The 21,178-nt window shown below is 49.6% G+C and carries 14 protein-coding genes; all 14 read left to right on the top strand.

What is annotated here, in order from left to right; all coding sequences use genetic code 11:
- The first annotated feature begins 160 nt into the window (after nucleotides 1-160).
- The 14 genes from ACETK5_RS16475 (at nucleotide 161) to parE (ending at nucleotide 21,177) form a co-directional block, all read left to right on the top strand.
- Entirely contained in the window at nucleotides 161-1,540 is a 1,380-nt protein-coding gene (locus ACETK5_RS16475; RefSeq protein ID WP_100536373.1) for an N-acetylmuramoyl-L-alanine amidase family protein, read from the top strand.
- 38 nt (nucleotides 1,541-1,578) lie between these two features.
- Nucleotides 1,579-2,178, top strand: coding sequence for a GerMN domain-containing protein (locus ACETK5_RS16470; RefSeq protein ID WP_100536374.1), 600 nt, complete (start codon nucleotides 1,579-1,581; stop codon nucleotides 2,176-2,178).
- A gap of 78 nt (nucleotides 2,179-2,256) precedes the next feature.
- Nucleotides 2,257-4,986: an S-layer homology domain-containing protein gene (locus ACETK5_RS16465; protein WP_100536375.1), complete on the top strand. Its 2,730-nt coding sequence runs from the start codon at nucleotides 2,257-2,259 to the stop codon at nucleotides 4,984-4,986.
- An 85-nt stretch (nucleotides 4,987-5,071) separates the two neighbouring features.
- Nucleotides 5,072-5,743: an endonuclease III gene (gene nth, locus ACETK5_RS16460; RefSeq protein ID WP_076321029.1), complete on the top strand. Its 672-nt coding sequence runs from the start codon at nucleotides 5,072-5,074 to the stop codon at nucleotides 5,741-5,743.
- Between the two features lie 251 nt (nucleotides 5,744-5,994).
- Nucleotides 5,995-6,276 (top strand): hypothetical protein, encoded by a 282-nt coding sequence (locus ACETK5_RS16455; protein ID WP_006209564.1) that lies wholly within the window; start codon nucleotides 5,995-5,997, stop codon nucleotides 6,274-6,276.
- A gap of 296 nt (nucleotides 6,277-6,572) precedes the next feature.
- Complete coding sequence (locus ACETK5_RS16450) at nucleotides 6,573-10,220, top strand: dynamin family protein (protein WP_394056787.1); 3,648 nt, start codon at nucleotides 6,573-6,575, stop codon at nucleotides 10,218-10,220.
- A gap of 529 nt (nucleotides 10,221-10,749) precedes the next feature.
- On the top strand, nucleotides 10,750-12,528 hold the full coding sequence (locus ACETK5_RS16445; RefSeq protein ID WP_394056785.1) for an ABC transporter ATP-binding protein: 1,779 nt from the start codon (nucleotides 10,750-10,752) through the stop codon (nucleotides 12,526-12,528).
- On the top strand, nucleotides 12,525-14,390 hold the full coding sequence (locus tag ACETK5_RS16440) for an ABC transporter ATP-binding protein (RefSeq protein WP_100536379.1): 1,866 nt from the start codon (nucleotides 12,525-12,527) through the stop codon (nucleotides 14,388-14,390). Before ACETK5_RS16445 ends, ACETK5_RS16440 begins: the two co-directional genes overlap by 4 nt.
- Before the next feature lie 141 nt (nucleotides 14,391-14,531).
- Nucleotides 14,532-14,993: a GNAT family N-acetyltransferase gene (locus tag ACETK5_RS16435; protein WP_071218337.1), complete on the top strand. Its 462-nt coding sequence runs from the start codon at nucleotides 14,532-14,534 to the stop codon at nucleotides 14,991-14,993.
- 351 nt (nucleotides 14,994-15,344) lie between these two features.
- The gene (locus tag ACETK5_RS16430; RefSeq protein WP_394056782.1) at nucleotides 15,345-16,091 is read left to right on the top strand and encodes a CAP domain-containing protein; all 747 of its coding nucleotides are present in this window, start codon (nucleotides 15,345-15,347) and stop codon (nucleotides 16,089-16,091) included.
- Nucleotides 16,092-16,240: 149 nt separating this feature from the next.
- Nucleotides 16,241-17,095 carry a GDSL-type esterase/lipase family protein gene (locus ACETK5_RS16425; RefSeq protein ID WP_326112904.1) on the top strand — a complete coding sequence of 285 codons (855 nt, stop codon included), beginning with the start codon at nucleotides 16,241-16,243 and terminating at the stop codon, nucleotides 17,093-17,095.
- Nucleotides 17,096-17,131: 36 nt separating this feature from the next.
- The gene (locus ACETK5_RS16420; protein ID WP_100539316.1) at nucleotides 17,132-18,100 is read left to right on the top strand and encodes an ABC transporter ATP-binding protein; all 969 of its coding nucleotides are present in this window, start codon (nucleotides 17,132-17,134) and stop codon (nucleotides 18,098-18,100) included.
- The gene (locus ACETK5_RS16415; RefSeq protein ID WP_098743120.1) at nucleotides 18,093-19,082 is read left to right on the top strand and encodes an ABC transporter permease; all 990 of its coding nucleotides are present in this window, start codon (nucleotides 18,093-18,095) and stop codon (nucleotides 19,080-19,082) included. Before ACETK5_RS16420 ends, ACETK5_RS16415 begins: the two co-directional genes overlap by 8 nt.
- A 115-nt stretch (nucleotides 19,083-19,197) precedes the next feature.
- On the top strand, nucleotides 19,198-21,177 hold the full coding sequence (parE, locus tag ACETK5_RS16410) for a DNA topoisomerase IV subunit B (RefSeq protein WP_100536382.1): 1,980 nt from the start codon (nucleotides 19,198-19,200) through the stop codon (nucleotides 21,175-21,177).
- Nucleotide 21,178: the final 1 nt, after the last annotated feature.

The raw sequence follows: 21,178 nt of genomic DNA, 5'->3' as shown, positions 1-21,178 counted from the left end.
ACCTATTTCGGTTTTTGAAATAGGTGTTTTTTTGGTAAAAAGGGAACATTTTCGCAACTTTCATTGTGACTTTGCGTCTATAGGTTGTCAGGTAATGTCGGACAGGCCGAGTGCAGAAACGCCAATCTATGGCAAAATAATAGGATGGTAGGGGTGAAGGATGAAGAAGTTCGGTTTTTTAATGTTTCTGGTTGTCATCATGATTGCGTTTCCTAAAATGGCGGATGCGAGTTCGTACAGCGCAAAGATTTACCTGGATGGCCAACAAATCAATCTGTCATCTGGCGTGAAGGTCGAGAATAATAACGGTACAGTCATGGTTCCGATCCGTGTCATTTCCGAGAATTTGGGATTTGACGTGTACTGGAACAAGGCAACCAAGACGGTAACTGTCCAAGACGGCTCGCAGACTGTAACAATGGTGATTGGAAGTCAGCAAGCTGACATCAACGGTCAGCGCGTTCAAATGACCAAAGCACCTGTTCTTCGTGGCGGAACAACACTGGTTCCCATCCGTTTTGTAAGTGAGCAGATGGGCCTTCAAGTAAGATGGGATAACGCGCAGAAGGCAGTCTATCTGACCTCGTCTTACGAGGGGAATAACCCTGGTGAAGAACCTGGCGTAGCTACGTCGACCGTGGACGGTATCAGTTTCAGTGAAAACAGGCTGATGGTAGCCGTTACGGGCAATACGAAGCCGAATGTATCCAAACTTAGCAGTCCGGACCGTATCGTCATTGATATGGTGAACACGAATTTCTCGGATACATTCAGCAGCAATGCCAGCTTTGATGACGTGACGAAAAGCGGTCAGATGGCGGTAACGGGTTACCCGGATGTCAAAGCCGTCCGTTACTCCCTTTACAACAGCAACCCAATGACCGTGCGAATTGTCATTGATCTCAACTACGCCAAGAATTACACCATTTCAGGCCTTGAGAACGGATCGGGCTTGTTCATTGTGGATTTGAATACGGGTTCTAACCCGACACCTGGTACAGGCGGAAAGAAACTCGTGGTCATTGATGCGGGTCATGGAGATCACGACCCTGGAGCAATTGGTGTAACGAAGAAGAGGGAGAAAGATTTCAACCTCGCAATGGCGCTGAAAGTTGAGAAACTGTTGGCCAAAGAACAAAATATCGAAGTCGTTTTGACTCGCAGTAACGATACTTTCCTCGAGCTGAAGGATCGCGCGAAGATTGCGAATGATCTGAAGGCTGATGTTTTCATATCGATACATGCTAATAGCGGCCCTTCCACTGCAAGCGGAACCGAAACGTATTACTACAATGAATCTGACAAAGCCCTGGCGAATGCACTCCATAAAGAGATCGTTAAGGCCATGGGTTTAAAGGACCGCGGAGTGAGATATGGCAATTTCCATGTCATTCGCGAGACGAAAATGCCTGGCGCCCTGCTGGAAGTCGGGTTCCTGAGTAACAAGACCGATGAGAGCAAGCTGTTTGATCCGGCAACACAGGATCGAGTAGCCGAGGCTATTGTCAGAGGCATCAAAAATTATTTAAAGGTTGATTAAGATACGACAGTGATCGTGATTGCAGGAGGTGGCTACTTTTGAATAAAAAAATATGGTCGGCTGGTCTATTGGCAGCCGTAATGCTGATTGGCGCCGGTTGTGGACAGAAACCCGGAGCAGCTCCGGACAATACGCCGGAGCAAGTAACGCCTAAGCCTGATGATCAGACAGGACAGAGTAATAGCGGAACGTCGAATGGATCAGGTGGATCGTCTACCGGGAATGGCAGCGAAGTGACGACGCCGGAAGCGAAAACAGAGAGCATCAAAGCCTACTACACGGATCCTGATTTGATGGAGCTGGTAGAAGGCACGGCAGAAATTTCGTATAAGGAAGATCAAGAAAAATACGAAGCGGCTTATCAAGCATTGCAGAAGAGTAATCATGCCGAAATGATTCCTCTGTGGGACAAAATCGGGCTGAATTCACTGACATTTGATAACGGGGCATTGACGCTCGATGTGACGGTTCCGGACGAAGCCAACCTGGGTGCAGGCGGGGAGTCGTTTGCCGTCGATGCGATCAAAAAAACTTTTTTCCAGTTTGACGAGGTGAAATCACTTCAAATTCTGGTGGATGGTCAGCAGACCGAATCGTTAATGGGTCATGTCGATTTGGAAAATCCAATGACTCGGTAATGATGGTTGAAGGAGATCACGATCTGCTGTCGAATATTAGTATATGATGAAGCAGTAGTTATTGAGAGGGGAAAGAAAATGGTACTTAGACACAGCAAACATGTTCATTCCAAAAAAGTGGTCTCCGCCGTCATGGCCGGACTTATAGCATTCGGAGGCGGGGCTTCGATCGTCTCGGCAGATGAAGAAGCGGCAAATGCGACAACGGCAAATGCAGCCCAAACGCCCATTAACGCATTCAGTGATGTTAATGCCGGATATTGGGGAGAAAAGTACATTTATCAGTTAGCAGCACAGGGGATCGTGACCGGGAATAACGGAAAGTTTCGTCCGAACGATCCCGTAACGCAGCAGGAAGCTGTAACGATGGCGATCCGGTTCTTAAGCATGCAGGATCAATTAAGCAGCGGCGCTGCGACATTACCGACAAATGTTAAAGTGAATGATTATTTTACGAAGTATGTTGAACTGGCTTTTCAGCAAAACCTGCTCGACAAGCAAAAAGAATCCGGATATACGGATGAGAAAGTCATTTGGGGCGCGCAGAAAGCATCCCGGGAATGGATAACCGAAGTGCTTGTCCGTTCCATTGGACGAACCGCGGAGGCCAATGCAGCCAAAAATAAAGCGACAGGCTTTGCGGATAACGCCAAGATATCCCCGGATCGTCTGGGCTATGTCAATGTTGCGGTTGAGCTGGGACTTGCAAAAGGTGTGAACGGCAACAAGTTCGATCCGCAAGGGGCCGTTACCCGTGCCCAGCTTGCAACGTTCCTTAGCCGGGCTCAAGCCTACATCACCACAAATTATGAGAACCAATACAAAGGCTCTATTGCTTCAATTGAGAATGGAAAACTGGATTTGTATGCCGATGGCAAGCTGAATTCATTTAAGCTGGATAATTCCACAGCGTATTTCACATCCGATTCGGAGAAGAGATTGCAATTCTCGGAGATTAATCCATACACCCAAGCGGTAGTCGTTGTGAATAACGGAACGGCTGCTTACGTGGAAATTACCGATCCAACCCAGCAAGTGGAGCGGTTTGACCGCACGTACGCACGCTTGTCGCCGAACAACGTCATTTGGCTGGATACAGGCAGCACCTTTGAAGAGCTGAGTTACGAGCCAAGCACGGTGTTCCTGGATCAGAACGGGACCAAGATCGATCCGAAGACACTGGCTGCCGGCAGTCTGCTTACGATTGAGCGCGAAACGTACAGTCCGCAGAAGAAAATTGTGTCCATCCGCGTAAAGAGCGGCTTGGTTAACAAGACGGGGGCGGGCGTCGTCCAGAACGTGGATACGGTAAACAAAAGAGTAACCCTTAAAGATAGCACCGGTTATGAGGATACGTACACATGGGATGATGCCACCGTCATTCGCTATCAGAACCAGATAATGGCTCCGGCCGAGTTGAAGAACGGCTACACCGTCAATTTTACGGTAAAAAACAGCATCCTTCAGTCGTTGGAAGTCACGCAAAGCGTTGATCGTACCGTGCAGGCGATGCTGTACTCCGTTGAAGAAAACGGAAAGACCATCACCTACAAACGCAGTGGAAGCACACAGCTCGAAACAAAGTTTTTGGCTGAGAAGCCGGAAATCATTATGAGCGGTGTGGTGAAACCTGTTCTGTCCGATTTGCTCGCTGACGCGGTATCCGGCGATCAAGTGACATTGACCATCAACGGGGAAGAAAAAATCACGAAGATCGAAGTAACGGGTCGTCAAATGGAGCAGCTCGACGGCGTCACCATTGTAAACTACGATTCGAAGACGCACTGGCTGACCGTTAAGGATGCCAACAACCAGCCTCGGGTCATCATCCTGGATGATAAGACGAAGCTGGAATCAAGCAATGGAACGACGCTGGATAAGGTAGAACCACTGCTAGGCGCAGGACGTAAAGTAAGCGTGTCGCTGATTGGTACCCGTGCACTTTCATTGGAAGTGGTGTATAAAGTTGAAGGTAAAATCAGCAGCATTAACACATCCAAGAAAGTGATATCGATTGTGGACGCCACTGGAAAAGTGGAGGAAATTCCATACAACAGCACTTTGATTGTGGAAATCTTCGGCAAATCGAGCGCGTCGCTGGCCGATGTACGGGTCGGTGACGAAGTGTCAGCCCAGCTGTCAACCAATCAAGATTACTTGCAGAGCTTGAAGCTCAAAACTTCCGCGCAATTCGAGGTGGTTTTTACTGAACCTGCGAAAAACCGGATTCGAGTGAAAGCAAACGGCTCCACAAGCGATATTTATACCGACAAAGCAACATTGACCGGTGATAGCGGACAAGCGATTCTGCTTGCGGACCTGCGTCCCGGGACACTCGTTAACATTACGCTGCAAGGTGTGATGGCTGTCGCGATCGCTGAAGTTAAATTAACGCTTGGCGAAGTGACTAGCGTTGATGCATCCGCAAATGCACTGACCGTGAAGGATCATGCGGGCAATAGCCAGACGATAGGAGTAAGCGGTGGAGTTAAAGTCGTGAAGAATGGTTCAACGGCTTCGAACTTAACCACATTGACTCCGGGAGATCGCGTGGAGATTCGAAAGGATATTCAAGGCGTAACCATTGTCCAGGTTCTGGAGAAGGTTGAACGCGCATTCTGGCAGGCGAGCAATACGGAAATTCAAGTTAAGCGTAAATCGATTAATGATAATTACCGGTATACATTATCCGATAAAGTATTTGTTCATCAAGGTGACACTACTTTGTCCGTGCAATCCCTTAAGGAAAATGATAATATTGTACTGTACTTAAACAACGGTGTCGTTGTTGAGATCGTAAAACAGTAAATTATCGACCTGGGATTGCTCGAGAAACACCGTCTTGATGCGGGGATTTCCGCATCAAGATTTTTTTTTGCGGGAGGGAAATCATATGAATGCGGCAACGGTACGGCATATTTTGGACACGATGGAGAGCATGTTTCCGGATGCACATTGCGAACTGAATCACAGCAATGCGTTTGAGCTGACCATCGCCGTGCTGCTGTCCGCCCAGTGCACGGATGAAACGGTTAATAAAGTGACAAAGGATCTGTTTCAGAAATACAAAACGCCTTTGGATTATGTATCGGTACCGATCGAGGAACTTGAGCAGGATATCAGACGGATCGGATTATACCGGAACAAGGCCAAACATATTCAGAATTTGTGCAGGATTCTGATCGAGCAGTATGGCGGTGAGGTGCCGGAAGCTCATGATGAGCTGGTTAAATTACCTGGGGTTGGACGCAAGACCGCCAATGTCGTGGTTTCTAATGCCTTTGGTGTGCCTGCCATCGCGGTTGACACGCATGTGGAGCGGGTTTCCAAGCGACTTGGACTGGCCGCCTGGAAAGATTCCGTGCTGGAAGTGGAGAAAAAGCTGATGAAGCGGGTACCGCGTGAAGAATGGACGCTGACCCATCATCGAATCATTTTTTTCGGACGGTATCACTGTAAGGCTCAAAATCCGCAATGCCCGGTATGCCCCTTGCTCGATGTTTGCCGTGAAGGAAAGAAACGTATGAAAACCTTAGCAGTCAGGAAGAATAAGGAACAACTGTAAAACCAGCAAGAATAGACAAAAAAGAGGTTCATCAGATTCATTGGGAATACGGCACTCTAATGAATAGCTAGCGAAATGGACATAATTGCAAGCAAGCGCTGGGCTTGCCTTTGTCTCCGGATTTCTATCTTTAGCCGCATGGGAGAATGGAAATCTGGAAACAACAGTGATCAAAAGTCGCTTTTCGCAAGGTGTAAGAGGACGTATCCTGGATCGGCATGAGCTAAATTTAAAAGAGGATGGGATTACACATGAAATGCATCTCTGTTTACACCGACAATTTTGAATTGTTCTCAGATATTTTTGAACATGTGGTGGAGAGCCAAAGCCAATTGAGTGAAAATGAAGAGCAGGAAGTCGAAGGCGTGACGTTCAGTCATTCCGGGGATGCTCCCGAGCATTATTTGGAGCGCATGTCACAAAAGCCCGAAGTGGTTGTCATGCGTGATAAATCACGCGGTTTAACCATTCTGCAGCATGGAAATGTCTTCGAAATTTTGATACCGGCAGAAGAAAACACCGTTGTATCTTAAGTTCTTTAAATTTGATGTTTTAAAAAATGAGATAAACCTGGTTCTTACAGGGTAATCGAGTGTGAATTCTCACCTCATTCCTCCTGTATGTTCCAGCTTCATGAAGCTTTGGATCCATGGCAGGCAAGGAAGAGCACTTCCTTGACCTGCCATTTTGCATAGATCAAGGACTGTCATATCAAGGCAACGGTCGAAAATAAAATGCAATGATTCCTTTACGGCGCAAGCGGTGATAAAATAAAACGATGTGAATAGATTGTGTCAGAAATTGAGAGATCAATGGACAGGAGCGAGAAATGACATTGAAGTTGATGGCTGAGCATGAAATCGGATACAGTGTTACGGAACTAACGAGAGTTCGGGACCGTTTCTTGGAATGGAATGACGAGTCTTCCTCCGCTTTGACTGAGGATTTAATACGCAAGGGTACAGGCGGCGAACTGACCCTTGCCTTCTGCGGACATTTTTCCGCAGGGAAGTCGAGCATGATTAATGCGCTTTGCGGCAAAAAGGTGCTGCCCTCGGGTCCGGTACCGACAAGTGCGAATGTGGTTACAATCCGAAGCGGTGAGCCACGGGCGTTGATTCACCGATCTGCTGCGGAGCCTGGCGAGCCTTTAACGGTAACGATTGACGAGCTTGCCGAATACTGCAAGGAGGGCCGGGAGTATTCCGCGATTGAGGTGTGGGATGATGTGCCGCTGCTTGGCGAAGACGGCGTCTTGATGGATACGCCCGGGGTCGATTCAACCGATGACGGGCACCGGCTTGCCACGCATTCCGCCCTGCATATGGCTGACATCGTTTTTTACGTCATGGATTATAATCATGTGCAGTCGGAGAGCAATTTGATGTTTGCCAAGAGTTTGTCGGATTGGGGGAAGCCGCTGTACCTGATCGTCAATCAGATCGACAAGCATCGTGATGACGAATTGACGCTGACTTCTTATCTGAACGACGTGAAGAAGGCGTTCGCCCAGTGGAAGATCACGTATAAAGGATTGCTGTGCACTTCGCTTAAAGTTCAGGACCATCCCTATAATCAATGGGGGACGCTGAAGTCTTTGATGGGCGAACTCATATCTCATAAGGAACCGTTGCTGAACTACAGCGTATCCTGCTCCATTCGTCATGCTGCCGATCAGCATGTGGAAGCCTATACGCGCAGCCATCAGGAAGAGAAGGAGCGGCTGCTGGAGGAAATGGGCGGCGAGGAGGCCGCTGCGGCGATGAAAGCGCGGCTGCAGGAGCTGGAGGATCAAAAAAGATCCGCCCAGCTGCTGCCGGAATCCGTCCGCACGGAACTTCGCAAAGAAGCGGATACCCTTCTGGCAAATGCCAATCTGACGCCGGCGGATGTTCGAGATTTAAGTTTGGCCTTTCTGGAAAGCCGGAAGAGCGGTTTTAAAGTCGGGTTCCTGTTCACAGGCGGCAAAACGGAGGAGGAGCGTCGGCGCCGTCTGGAGGCTTTCCATCATCGATTGGAGGAACAGACGACAGCGCAGATCGACTGGCATCTGCGTTCGCTGTTCCGCAAAAGCGTGGAACAGCATACGGAGTGGAATACGGAATGGGAGAGTTTGATGGACGCTGAGCTTCCCGGCGTGCGGGAGGATATGATCACGCGGACCGTGAATCCGGAAGCGACGGTGTCCGGCGAATATGTATTGAACTATAACCGGGAGCTGGCCGAGGAAATCAAGGGCAGCTACCGCCGGGCCGCGTTGGTGCTTGCCGACCGGCTGAAGGCGGTACTGACGGACGCTGCGGCCGTCCGTCTGGAGGAGCTGGAGCGCCAGGGCGCCGAGCTCCTGGCGCAATCTGCGGCTTCCGCCAGCTACGCAGCCCTGCAGCAGGCGGAAGCCGCCCGCGCGGCTGAGCTGGCGCAGCTGCTCCCGCCGCGCACCTCCCTCACCCCCGGCCTCCTGCCGGAGGTGAGGGAGCCGGAAGGGCAGCCCGCGCAAGCGGCTGCCCAGGGCGGCGCCCCGGCGGCGCAGCCGGGGCTAGGGCGCACGGCGCCCCGCCCCGCCGCTGCGCAGGCGGCAGCACCGCAGCGGCGCCAGCGGCTGGATGCCGCGGCAGCCGAGCTGCGCGCAGCAGCAGCGCTGCTGGCGCCGCATCCCGCGCTTGTCTCGGCCGCTCGGGATTTGACCGCCCGCGCGGATGCGCTTGCGGGCGGCTCGTTCACTTTGGCGCTGTTCGGTGCGTTCAGCGCCGGGAAGTCCTCCTTCGCCAATGCACTGCTAGGCGAGTCGGTCCTACCGGTGTCACCGCACCCGACAACGGCGGCGGTGAACCGGATTCTGGCACCGGTTGAAGGGAAATCCCATGGGACCGCAGCCGTGCGGATGAAGAGCCGCGAGATGTGGTGGGACGATCTGAAGTACTCCTTCAGCGTGCTGGGTCTCCAGGAACCGAATCCGGGCAATTGGCGGAGCGCGGCAGAAGGATTGAATCCAGCCGGTATTCACCCGGCAGGCTTGCCGCATTACGGGTTTCTGAAGGCCGCCGCCGCCGGTTGGGATGTGATGGAATCCAAACTTGGTACGACGGAAACGGTAGAGCTGGCGGAATATCGGGGCTATGTGGCGGACGAAACCAAATCCTGTTTTGTCGACGGAATTGATCTATATTACAGCTGTCCGATGACAGAGCAGGGGATTGTGCTGGTGGATACGCCGGGAGCGGATTCCCTGCATGCCCGGCATACGGGCGTCACGTTCAATTATATTAAGAATGCGGACGCCATCGTTTACGTAACGTATTACAACCATGCCTTCTCCAAAGCGGATCGGCAATTCCTGTCCCAGCTGGGCAGGGTTAAAGACAGTTTTGCCCTGGATAAAATGTTTTTTATCGTCAATGCCGCAGACCTTGCACAATCCGAAGAGGAACTGGATGAGGTCGTGAAGCATGTTCGTACCAATCTGACATCCAGCGGGGTAGGCAGCCCGCATATCTTCCCCGTTTCCAGTCTGGCTGCGCTGGATAGTAAGCTGGATGGGGATGAAGCAAAATTGAAGGAATCGGGGTTTCCGGTATTCGAAGGAGCGCTTAGTCGATTTGCGGTTGAAGAGCTGCCAAGGCTTTCACAGCGCGCTGCTTATGATGAACTGGCTTCGGTTAGGGACCGGATCAGGGCATGGGCCGAAATGGCAGCCCAGGATGAGACCACGCGTGAGCGTAAAATCGTGGAGCTGGAAGAGGTTCATCAACAAGCCTTATCTCGCCTTGAGGCTTTAACGGAGTTTAACATGTCCCGCGACATCGCGCAGGAAAGCAGCGAGCTGCTGTTTCATGTACGGCAGCGGCTGGATTATGCCATGAACCGTTTCTTTCAGGAGTCGTTTAATCCTTCCGTGCTCCGGGAGGATGCAGGTCACCTGAAATCGGCCTTTGCGGCTTGCGGACGTGATTTGATGCGGACGATGTCCATGGAGCTGGATCAGGAGTTATGGGCGACAACGCTTCGATTAGAGATGGCCGGCCGCAAATTAGCTGAAGACGCAGCGCTTAAAGCAGCAGCGGATATCAACGGTATGGCCGAGGGCTTGTCCCTTTCCATACGGGCAGATAAGGACTGGTCACCGCCGGAGCTGGAAGAAACGGATCTGCAAATCCAGGGGGATTGGTTGTCCTTCTGGTCGTCCTTTAAGAACCCGAAGCATTTCTTTGAGGGAAGCGGAAGCTCCAAGCTTCGTGAAGCGGCTGAGCCGAAGGTGAAGGAAGCCGTGGCGAGTATGGTGAGCATTCGGGAAGAGCAGCTGACGGACCACTATGTTCGGATGAGCGAGCGTTCATTGCAGCATCATGTCTCGGTGTTGGAGGAACAGCTGAAGGAATCCATGGCTGCCATTCTCGGTTCGCTGCAGGACGGCCAATCCCCGTTGATGTGGAGTAAGCTGGCGGATGAGCTGGAAGTTATGATTCAGGGAGCGCAGTAATGACGGTTCTTATGCGATCAAGAGCAGTACCCAACGGAATAGCATAGTTATTGTTGGTGTCAGAAGCTCCCAAACGCATAACGATGATATGCAGTTTAAACTCCAAACCTATACTTCTCAATCAAAAGGCGTCCCATTTGCCACCATGGCGGGGCGTCTTTTTTCCTATGTTCACCGTGGGCTGATGAAGGTTAATAGGATGGTATGACGTATTTTAATCCGCTACAGCGTTCGCACTAGGATGAAAACGGCTTAGGATATTACCCTTTTTCAAGCATGTTCAAAAAAGTCGGAAATCGTGGATGAAGCCTGATGGTTGAAGGGACTGACAATGTGATTATATCCCCTAGTATTAATGAGAATTTCCGATGATTTCATTATGAAACAAAGATAAGTTATACTATTTGCCCCCTTTAGGTCCTTTTGGCTCATTTATGACGGTTTTCCCTCTTTGCCGCGGGTTCAGGTCGATGATAAACTTCATAAATGCTACATAACCTGAACGAAAATAATCCAAAGGAGGATAAACATGAATGTTCTCAGGCAACTGCAGGGCTTCTTTTGGGAGAAACGAAGTTATCTTTTTCTTTCCATTCTGTGTCTGGCGATTGCAACCGCTTTAGGACTTGTCTATCCGCAGCTGTTGAAAGTGCTGATTGACGATGCAATCAAGCTGGAGAATTACGGCATCGTGCCGCAGCTCGCACTCACTGTGCTGGGTGTGGTAATTCTGAAAGCTTCAATGCAGTTTCTGCACGGTTTTTTTGGGGGGAGGCTAGGCAACTACCTGGCATACTCGTTACGAAACGCCTGCTATGAAAAATTGCAATTTCTATCGTTCCGCTATTATGACACGGCACGGACAGGGGATTTGATGTCGCGGCTTACCGGGGATTTGGAAGCAATCCGGATGTTTATCGGCTTCGGTTTTGCCCAACTTCTCAATTTAGTACTGATGATAACCTTTGGTTCCATCATGATGTTCACCATCAGCTGGCAATTAACGCTGGTTACTTTGGTAGCGATGCCATTCTTGGTTGTGGCAGCTCTGAAGTTCGAATCCAAGATCCATCCGGCTTTCCAGGAAATGCGTCTTGCGCTGAGCTCGCTGACAACCGCGGTTCAGGAGAATATTACGGGCGTTCGAACCGTAAAATCTTTTGCGCGTGAGCCTCACGAAGTGGAGAAGTTCTCCGAACGGAATGAGCGCTACAAAACCAACCAAATTTTTGCCTCTTCACTGTGGGCACGCTACTTCCCGATGATGGAACTATTCGCGAATATCAGTGTCGTCATTCTCCTTGCAGTCGGCGGTGCCATGGTTATCAAAGGTTCAATGACGGTTGGGGAGTTAGCAGCATTCTTTACCTTGATCTGGTACATAATCGGCCCTCTCTGGGGAATTGGTTTCCATATTAACAACTATACGCAGTCCAAGGCTTCCGGTGAACGTGTGTTGGAGCTGCTAAATCAGCCAATTGATGTGGAAGACCGCGAACGTGCTGTAGATTTGGTGCCAAGCGAAGTGAAAGGACACGTTGTATTTGACAACGTCACCTTTGCTTACGGCAATAAGATGGCTGCAGTTAAAGATATTAATTTGGATGCGCGTCCCGGCTCTGTTATCGGTTTGCTTGGCGGAACGGGCTCTGGTAAGTCGACTATAATACAGCTCTTGATGCATGCTTACAATGTCAACCAAGGCAGTATTAAATTAGACGGAGTCAACATTAATGACATTAAGGTGCGGAGTTTACGCAGCCAGATCGCCACGGTATTCCAAGAGACCTTCCTGTTCTCATCCAGTATACGAAATAACATTTCTTACGGGATGAAGAACGTCAGTATGGATGAGATCATCCGGGTAGCCAAGCTGGCCAAGGCTCATGAATTCATCATGGAGATGAAGGATGGCTATGATACCATCGTTGGCGAACGGGGAATGGGACTGTCCGGCGGACAGAAGCAGCGGATCGCGATTGCCCGGGCTCTGTTGAAGGATCCGAAAATTCTGATCCTGGATGATGCCACCAGTGCAGTGGATATGGAAACCGAGCATGAAATTCAATCCGGCTTCCAGGAAGTCATGAACGGTAGAACGACGTTTATCATCGCTCACCGGATTTCCTCTTTACGTCATGCGGATGAAATTCTCGTTCTGGATGAGGGAAGAGTCGTGCAGCGCGGCAAGCATAATGATTTGATTGCAGTGCCAGGACCTTATCAGGATGTGTACAAAATACAATATGCGGACCTTATTGCGAAGCAAGCTCAAGCAGGAGGCACGCAAGGGCAGGTGCAAGCATGAACGCCAATGTAAATACTGAACCGCATCAAAAGCAAAAGATTCCGAGGCCGCGGAAGTCCTCGGAAGAACCCAATGAACGTTTTGTATACAAGGACGACGATGCGATTGAGAAACCGTTTAACTGGATGCAGCTGACACGGCTGATTTCGTATATGAAACCTTATGCCAAACAGATTCTCCCGCTAATCGGACTTATGATGGTCATCGGTACCATTACGAAGCTTGCCATACCGTTCTTGACCAGTTTGGCCATTGACCAGGCCATCGAACCGAAGAGTGGGAATCCCAGCCTGACCTTGCTGTATCAGATTACGATAGCCGTCCTGGCGATGTATATCATTCAATGGGTTGCCGGAATATTTCGTATCAAGTTTACGAATATCATCGGTCAGCGAGTGATATATGACCTTCGAGCGGATCTGTTCCAGCATATTCAGCGCTTGTCCTTTAATTTCTTCGACAAGCGTCCGGCTGGATCCGTGCTGGTCCGCGTTACGAATGATGTTAACTCCCTGCAAGATTTGTTTACTAACGGGGTTGTCAATCTGATCATCGACTGCGTGCAGCTAGTAGGTATTGTGGTCATCCTTCTCTTAATAAACTGGAAGCTTGGTCTTGCTGTTATTGTCACGGTACCGATCATGTTCTTCATCTCGACCAAACTCCGTGTACGCATCCGGCGTGCATGGCAGGATGTACGGATTCGGAACTCGCGGATTAACTCCCACTTGAATGAATCGATTCAAGGGATCCGCGTGACCCAAGCTTACACGCAAGAAGAAGAGAATATGAAATTCTTTGACAACATGAACATGGACAGCAAAAAGTCCTGGGATAAGGCGTCTGCCATGAACCAAGGATTTGGACCTCTTATCGAAATTACCGGTGGCTTCGGTTCATTGATCTTGTTCTGGCTTGGTGCCGTGTTGATCCAACAAGGCGAGCTCACCATTGGTCTGCTCATTGCCTTCACCCAATATGTAGGGAACTTCTGGGAGCCGATCAATCGGCTTGGCCAAATGTATAACCAATTGCTTGTCGCCATGGCTTCCTCTGAACGTATTTTTGAGTTTATTGACGAGAAGCCGAGCATTGATGATCAGCCTGGGGCGAAGAAATTGCCGACGATTAAAGGGGATATCAAGCTGGAGAATGTGGTGTTTGAATACGAAAAAGGACGCCAGGCTCTCAAAGGGATCAATCTGGACGTGAAGGCAGGCCAGTCGATTGCGCTTGTCGGTCATACCGGATCAGGCAAGAGTACCATCATTAATCTGCTCAGCCGATTCTATGATATTACCGAAGGTAAATTAACCATCGACGGATACGATATCCAATCGGTAACGGTTGAAAGTCTTCGAAATCAGATTGGCATCGTGCTGCAGGATACCTTTATATTCTCCGGTACAATTCGGGATAATATCCGGTTTGGCCGTCTGGATGCAACCAATGAGGAGATAGAGGATGTAGCGAAGGCGGTAGGCGCCCATGATTTTATCGTCCAAATGCCGGGCGGCTACGATACCGAGGTTGAAGAACGCGGGAATATGCTGTCCATGGGTCAGCGGCAACTGCTGTCCTTTGCCAGGGCGCTCCTTGCCGATCCGCGGATTCTGATTCTGGATGAAGCAACGGCGAGTATCGATACCGAGACGGAATTGAAAATTCAGGAAGCTCTTAAAGTGCTGCTTCAGGGTCGAACCTCCTTCATCGTGGCGCACCGTTTGTCAACGATCCGCCACGCCGATCATATCGTTGTGCTTGATCACGGCAAGATAATCGAAGAAGGAAATCACAGCCAGCTTATGCAGAAGCAGGGTACGTACCATGGGTTGATTGAAGCACAATACCGATTTTTGTAAAAACGGCTTAACAAAGGTTTAACAAAACCGACACAAATGTAAAAAAAATGTCGCTTGATACTTGCAATCTTCTTCGTAAACTTACAAAATAGAAGTAGAGTTTACTCAGAATTCATAGAAGAAGGGAAGCATGAGGGTATAATGAGCATCGAAAGCGTATTATCTGCGCCTGCACTGCTGATTCGAAACTTTGAGAAGAATGATTTGGAAGCTGTCACATCCTTGATGCGCGAACTGAATTATCCGACCACGCTTAATGTGATGCGTGAACGGATGGAAGCCATGAACGACAATCCTTTATACGGCAATCTGATTGCTGAGGTTGATGGTGTTGTTGTTGGTATGATCATGCTTCGTCAAGTCAAATCCTTCACTATGACCGAACCGGTCACTCAAATTACTTCGGTTATTGTAACCTCAAGCTACCGCGGCCAAGGAATTGGCAAAAGATTGATTCGCGGTGCAGAGACATGGGGAAGACAGCATGGTAGCCACCTCTTGTTTCTCACAAGCGGCAACCGGGAAGAACTTGCTCCCGCACATGCATTTTATGAGCATATTGGATTTGAAAAGGCTGGATACCAGTTTAGTAAAAAGCTGTAGTCTTCGTCTTTTCATAAACCCATCCCAATTTTGGGGTGGGTTTTTTCTTGTTTTTCCCTAAAACTCGATGGGAAGACCACCGATATAAGAAGAGATTCTTCGCTTGAATAAGCATCGATCCCTACATCATGTCTGGGACTATAGACGACTTGGTTTCCGGTGTATAGGTAGGAATTCAAGGACGCTTTTCCAACAATTGTAGGATTGCCGAAGGTATCAAATGTGTTACAATGTGTTCGTACGAGATTACAAAAATGTAACTATTGTTTGATCGTCCGGCACCCTAGAAATTCATCTTAGAAGGGGCGGTCAAGCAAACTCCACAACTATGAGCATAGGAGATGAGCATTCATGAACAACCATTGGATAAAGAAAATCGCAGGCGGCAGCATTGCTGCTGTGCTGGCTGTCGGCATCATGCTGCCAACGACGGCGTCTGCTGCACCTGCTGAAAGCAATAATTATGTAAACTGGCAACAAAAGATCCAGAAATTCCTGGAGAGCCAAGGCTTGGAATCACAGTTTAAATGGGTGGTCGTTCAGAAGCCGCAAACGGAAAAACCTCAGGCGAACCAGCCCGCTGAAACTCCGCAAGCAAGCAAGCCGGAAACCAGCAAACCAGAAACGACTCAACCAGAAACCAGCAAACCGGAAACAAGCAAGCCGGAGACCAGTGCTCCATCTACAACACCGTCTCAGCCTTCCGAGTCTGCGGGTACAACGGAACAATCGAATTTTGCTTCCGAGGTTGTAAAGCTGGTGAACAAAGAACGTGCGAATGCAGGCCTGAAGCCGCTTACGGTCCATGCTAAGCTGACAACCGTGGCACTCGATAAAGCGAAGGACATGAGCAATAATAATTATTTCAGCCACACTTCGCCAACGCATGGTTCTCCATTCGATATGATGAAAGCCTACGGTATTTCTTACGGCTATGCCGGTGAGAATATTGCTAAAGGGCAACGTACACCACAAGAAGTTATGAACTCCTGGATGAATAGTCAAGGTCATCGTGAAAATATCCTGTCTCCGAACTTCACCATGATCGGTGTTGGATACTACAACGGATATTGGGTTCAAGAATTCATCAGTGAATAAGCACTTATCTTGTTTCATATGAACAGGGCTGCCCCGGTCGCGCATCGAAAGACTGCGTCCGGGGCAGTCTTCTTTGCGTGTTTTGATTTGCAAATTTTTAATAGAAGTCTTAAGGTAATGTACATGAGGAATTTTGTAGGGGGAATGTCATGAAATCATCTGCATGGATATGGCGAATTACTGCCTCCGTGTCGGTTATTGTAACGATTGTGCTTATTCTTGGCTTTGTGTATGCATTTAAGGATATTAATGATCCGCAAGGACAGCCCTTGCTGACTGGTGGTGGTGGATCCGAGGCGTCCGAAGAAGAGACAGCGCCGGAAGAGCCGGAGAGCGCTCCGTCACATCCGATTTTGCCCAATGATTTAAAGGTAACTGCGATTGGAGATTCACTGGCCAAGGGAACGGGGGACAATACCGGGAGCGGTTTTGTCCGTCGAAGCGTGGATCAATTAAATGGCGATGGCCGAACAGCGAGCCTGCTGGCGAATCTGGCCATAAACGGAATGACGACCGAAGGACTCCTTCCCAAGCTGGACGACAAAGGAATACAGTATGCCTTGAAGCAAGCCAATGTCATTATGCTATCGATAGGAGGCAATGATATCTTTCAAGGCAGCGGGCTGATGGAAGGGGCGGCGGATTCCGATGAGTTAGAGCTCGAACCTGCTAAGCTGATGGGTGCATTGCCGCAAGCATCTGAACGCCTGCAGGCGATTCTGGAGAAGATTCGCGACATTAATCCGGATGCGAGAATCGTTTATATCGGTCTGTATCATCCTTTTTCCGATTTGGAAGACTTGCTCATACCCGGCAATATCGTGGTCTCTGCATGGAATCATGCGGTTATGGAAATCGTGAACCGGGATCCCAATATGACATTGGTCCCCACGTTCGATCTGTTTCAGCATAAGCTGGGCGAGTATCTGTCCTCGGACCATTTTCATCCGAACGGGGCAGGATATCAGGCTATAGCGGATCGAATTGTAGAGGGTATGCTGTAGGCATGATGAGGATGTCATATGGGGAGTTGGAATTTGATGAATGATCAAGCTCAAGAAATCGTACTATCTGTCCAGCATGTAAAAAAGAAAATCGGTCGAAAATGGATTATACATGATGTGTCGTTCGACGTGCGCGCAGGGGAAATTTTCGGGTTCTTGGGGCCGAACGGGGCAGGAAAGACGACCACAATCCGCATGCTTGTGGACCTGATTAAACCGTCCTCCGGCAGGATCGAGGTCTGCGGTTATGATGTGAACCGCCAGCAGGAGCAGGCGCTGCGTTATATTGGGTCCATCGTGGAGAATCCGGAAATGTATTCGTATATGACGGGATGGGAAAATCTTGAGCATTTTGCACGAATGCAGCCCGGCATTAACCAGCAGCGAATTCAGGAAGTTGTGGATACGGTAAGACTGGATCGAAGAATTCATGACAAGGTGAGTACATATTCACTGGGAATGCGGCAGCGGCTTGGAATAGCCCAGGCCCTGCTCGGCAGACCGAGGCTGCTCATTCTGGATGAGCCGACAAACGGTCTTGATCCGAAAGGGATCAAAGAGATGCGGCAGTTCATCCATCGATTAGCCGAGGAAGGATTGGCTGTTTTTGTCTCCAGCCATCTGCTGAGCGAAATTCAGCTGCTATGCGATCGCGTGGCGATCATCAGCAGCGGAAGAGTGCTTGCGGTTGGTGAGGTCGATGAATTGATTGCCGGCAGCAGTGATCATGTGATCTGGGATCTGAATCCCGCCGTGCAAGGGAAACGAATATTGCAAAAGCTGGATTATTGCCAAATCGTCGACCGCCCCGAGGAGGTGCTCGATGATAATTTGCTTGCAGGCATGTCTCCGGACGCTGTTGTGACCCGTATGAGCACGACATACACGTCTAGAGCTGTGGAACGGCTGGTGGCCGCTGGTGTACAGGTCCGGGAGGTTCATCGGATCAATCCTACGCTGGAGCAGCTGTTCCTGCAGATGACGGAGGGTGAGAGCATTGAGTAACCTGTTGCCCCTGATCAAGAACGAGTGCATCAAAATTATCAAACGAAAGCGGTTCTATGTTGTCCTGTTGGTTCTTCTTGTTCTGGTTCCCATGTTTACCTATGCCCAGATGAAATCGGCTGAACGGAGCCGGGAGAAGTTCAATAGTGACTGGCGGCTTGAGCTTCAGCAGCGAATCACGGATAATGAGAATTCGCTTAGTAGTGATAGAGTACCGGATGAATGGAAACGATATAGGCAAATCTTTATTCAGCAAATGCAGTATTATTTGCAGCATGATGTGAATCCTAATCAACCAAACGGGGTTACGTTCACACGGGAATTTTTGAATAATGCGATATCCCTGTTTATCCCGCTGCTCATTATGGCCATTGCTTCGGATATCGTCTCCGGCGAACGGACGACCGGTACCATCAAGATGCTGCTGACAAGGCCTGTGAAGCGATGGAAGGTGCTGCTGAGCAAGCTGATCGCCCTGATCATGTTTACGTCTCTTATCGTAGTTTCCACCTTTGTCATTGCCTATCTGATCTCCGGTCTTGCTTTCGGATACAAGGGGTTTGACATACCGGTATTCACGGGATTCCAAATTGTTGGGTCTGATGTGGATATGTCCGGCGTTCATGCTGTTCCACAGTGGAAGTACTTGCTGATGCAGGGCGGCTTGGTGTGGTTTGTCGGCGTATGTGTCGGTATGCTGGCCTTTATGGTGTCCGTGCTGGTTCGAAGTACGGCGGCGAGCATTGTGATTATGATGGCCGCATTGATTGCCGGAAATATTCTGACGAATATGGCATCGGCATGGAGCAGCGCGAAATATTTGTTTATGGTAAACCTGAATTTGACCAACTATTTGGCCGGCAATTTACCGCCAATTGAGGGGATGACTTTGAATTTTTCCCTTGCCGTATTGGCCCTCTGGGCAATTTGTGCGGTTATTGTTTCATTCAGTGTCTTTACGAGAAGGGATATCTTGAATTAAAATGGACAAAGCATGAAACATTTGTTTGCATTTTTTAGGGAACAGCGTTCTTCTAAAATATTGAAATGTAGAAATAGAAATACACGAGATACGTGAATTTGAAGGAGGAGCATGAATGGTCGAACAGATCGATATGTTTGCAGAGTCATCGAAGAACGGCGGTAACAACCGTTCAGGATACGATGCTGACGACATTCAAGTGCTCGAAGGCCTCGTTGCGGTGCGCAAACGGCCAGGCATGTACATAGGGAGCACAAGCTCGTCAGGCTTGCATCATCTGGTATGGGAAATTGTGGACAACGCCGTAGACGAGCATTTGGCCAAGTACTGCTCGAGAATTGAAATTACATTGCATAAAGACGGGTCCGCGACGGTATACGATAACGGACGCGGTATTCCAACCGGAATGCACAAGACAGGCATCCCCACTCCGCAGGTTGTATTTACGATTTTGCATGCCGGCGGTAAATTCGGTGGTTCCGGATATAAGAAGTCCGGCGGTCTTCATGGCGTTGGCGCCTCGGTAACCAATGCGCTCTCCGAGTGGCTGGAGGTGGAAATTTACCGCGATGGTAAAATTCACCGCCAACGTTTTGAATATTGGCAGGACAAAAAAGGAAAAGAGCATGTCGGGGAACCGGTAACGGGCCTTGAGGTGCTTGGTAATACGAACAAAACAGGCACGAAGATTACGTTTAAACCGGATGCGCGCGTGTTTACCGCGGGAACGCATCTCAACTACGACACGCTTGCAGAGCGCTTACAGGAAATTGCCTTCCTGAACTCCGGACTCCGGATTGTTCTGAAAGACGAGCGCAGCGGCAACGGTGAAGAGTTTTTCTACGAAGGCGGCGCAAGCCAGTTTGTGCAGTTCCTGAATGAAGGCAAGGACGTGCTGCATGATGTGATCCATTTTTATGCGGAGAAGGATGATATCGAAGTCGAAATCGCCCTTCAGTATAATGCGGGATACACGGAAACGCTGGCTTCTTTCGTTAACTCCATCCCGACGCGCGGGGGAGGTACGCATGAGACGGGCTTTAAGACAGCGTATACCCGCGTCATGAATGATTATGCCCGCAAGAACAATCTCTTGAAGGAAAAGGACAAGAACCTAGAGGGGAATGATCTCCGGGAAGGCATGATGACCGTGATCAGCGTCAAGATGGCTGAGGTCGAATTTGTCGGCCAGACCAAGGACCAGCTGGGGAGCGCCTCTGCACGCAGTGCGGTTGACAGCATTGTCACCGAGAAGATGCAAATCTTCCTCGAGGAGAATCCACAGATCGCGCAAACGCTCTTGAAGAAGGCCATCCAGGCTTCCAAAGCCCGTGAAGCGGCCCGTAAAGCAAGGGATGAAATGCGCAGCGGCAAGAAACGCAGCGAGAGCTCCAATCTAGGCGGCAAGCTGACGCCGGCGCAGTCCAAGGATTTTTCGAGAACCGAATTGTTTATTGTCGAAGGAGACTCCGCCGGAGGCTCTGCGAAGCAGGGACGGGATTCGAAAATCCAGGCTATACTGCCTCTTAAAGGGAAACCGATGAATCCGGAAAAGTCGAAGCTGGCCGACATCCTGAAGAATGATGAATACCGAGCGATTGTATCTGCCATCGGAGCAGGAATCGGTACGGAGTTCACCGCCGGGGACAGCAATTATTCGAAAATCATTATCATGACGGATGCGGACACGGATGGCGCTCACATTCAGGTGCTGCTGCTTACGTTCTTCTACAGATACATGAAACCGTTGATTGATGAAGGCCGCGTCTATCTTGCACAGCCTCCACTGTATAAAATCGCCAGCAAATCCGGGAAGCTGGAAACCATACGGTATGCCTGGACGGATGAGCAGCTGGCTAATTATTTGAAGGAATTCAAGAACTTTGAGCTGCAACGCTACAAAGGTCTGGGCGAGATGAACCCGGAGCAATTATGGGAAACAACGATGAACCCGGAAACACGGACATTGCTGCAGGTACAAATCGATGATGCTGCCAAGGCGGAGCGTCGCGTGTCTACGCTGATGGGAGATAAAGTAGATCCCCGCAAGCGGTGGATCGTAGAAAATGTCAACTTCGCGGAGTTTGAGGAATAGA

The organism is Paenibacillus ilasis (assembly GCF_043195395.1).
GTDB lineage: Bacteria > Bacillota > Bacilli > Paenibacillales > Paenibacillaceae > Paenibacillus_AQ > Paenibacillus_AQ lautus.
The sequence above is the reverse complement of the archived record's forward strand: the minus strand, read 5'-3'. Positions and strand labels throughout refer to the sequence as shown.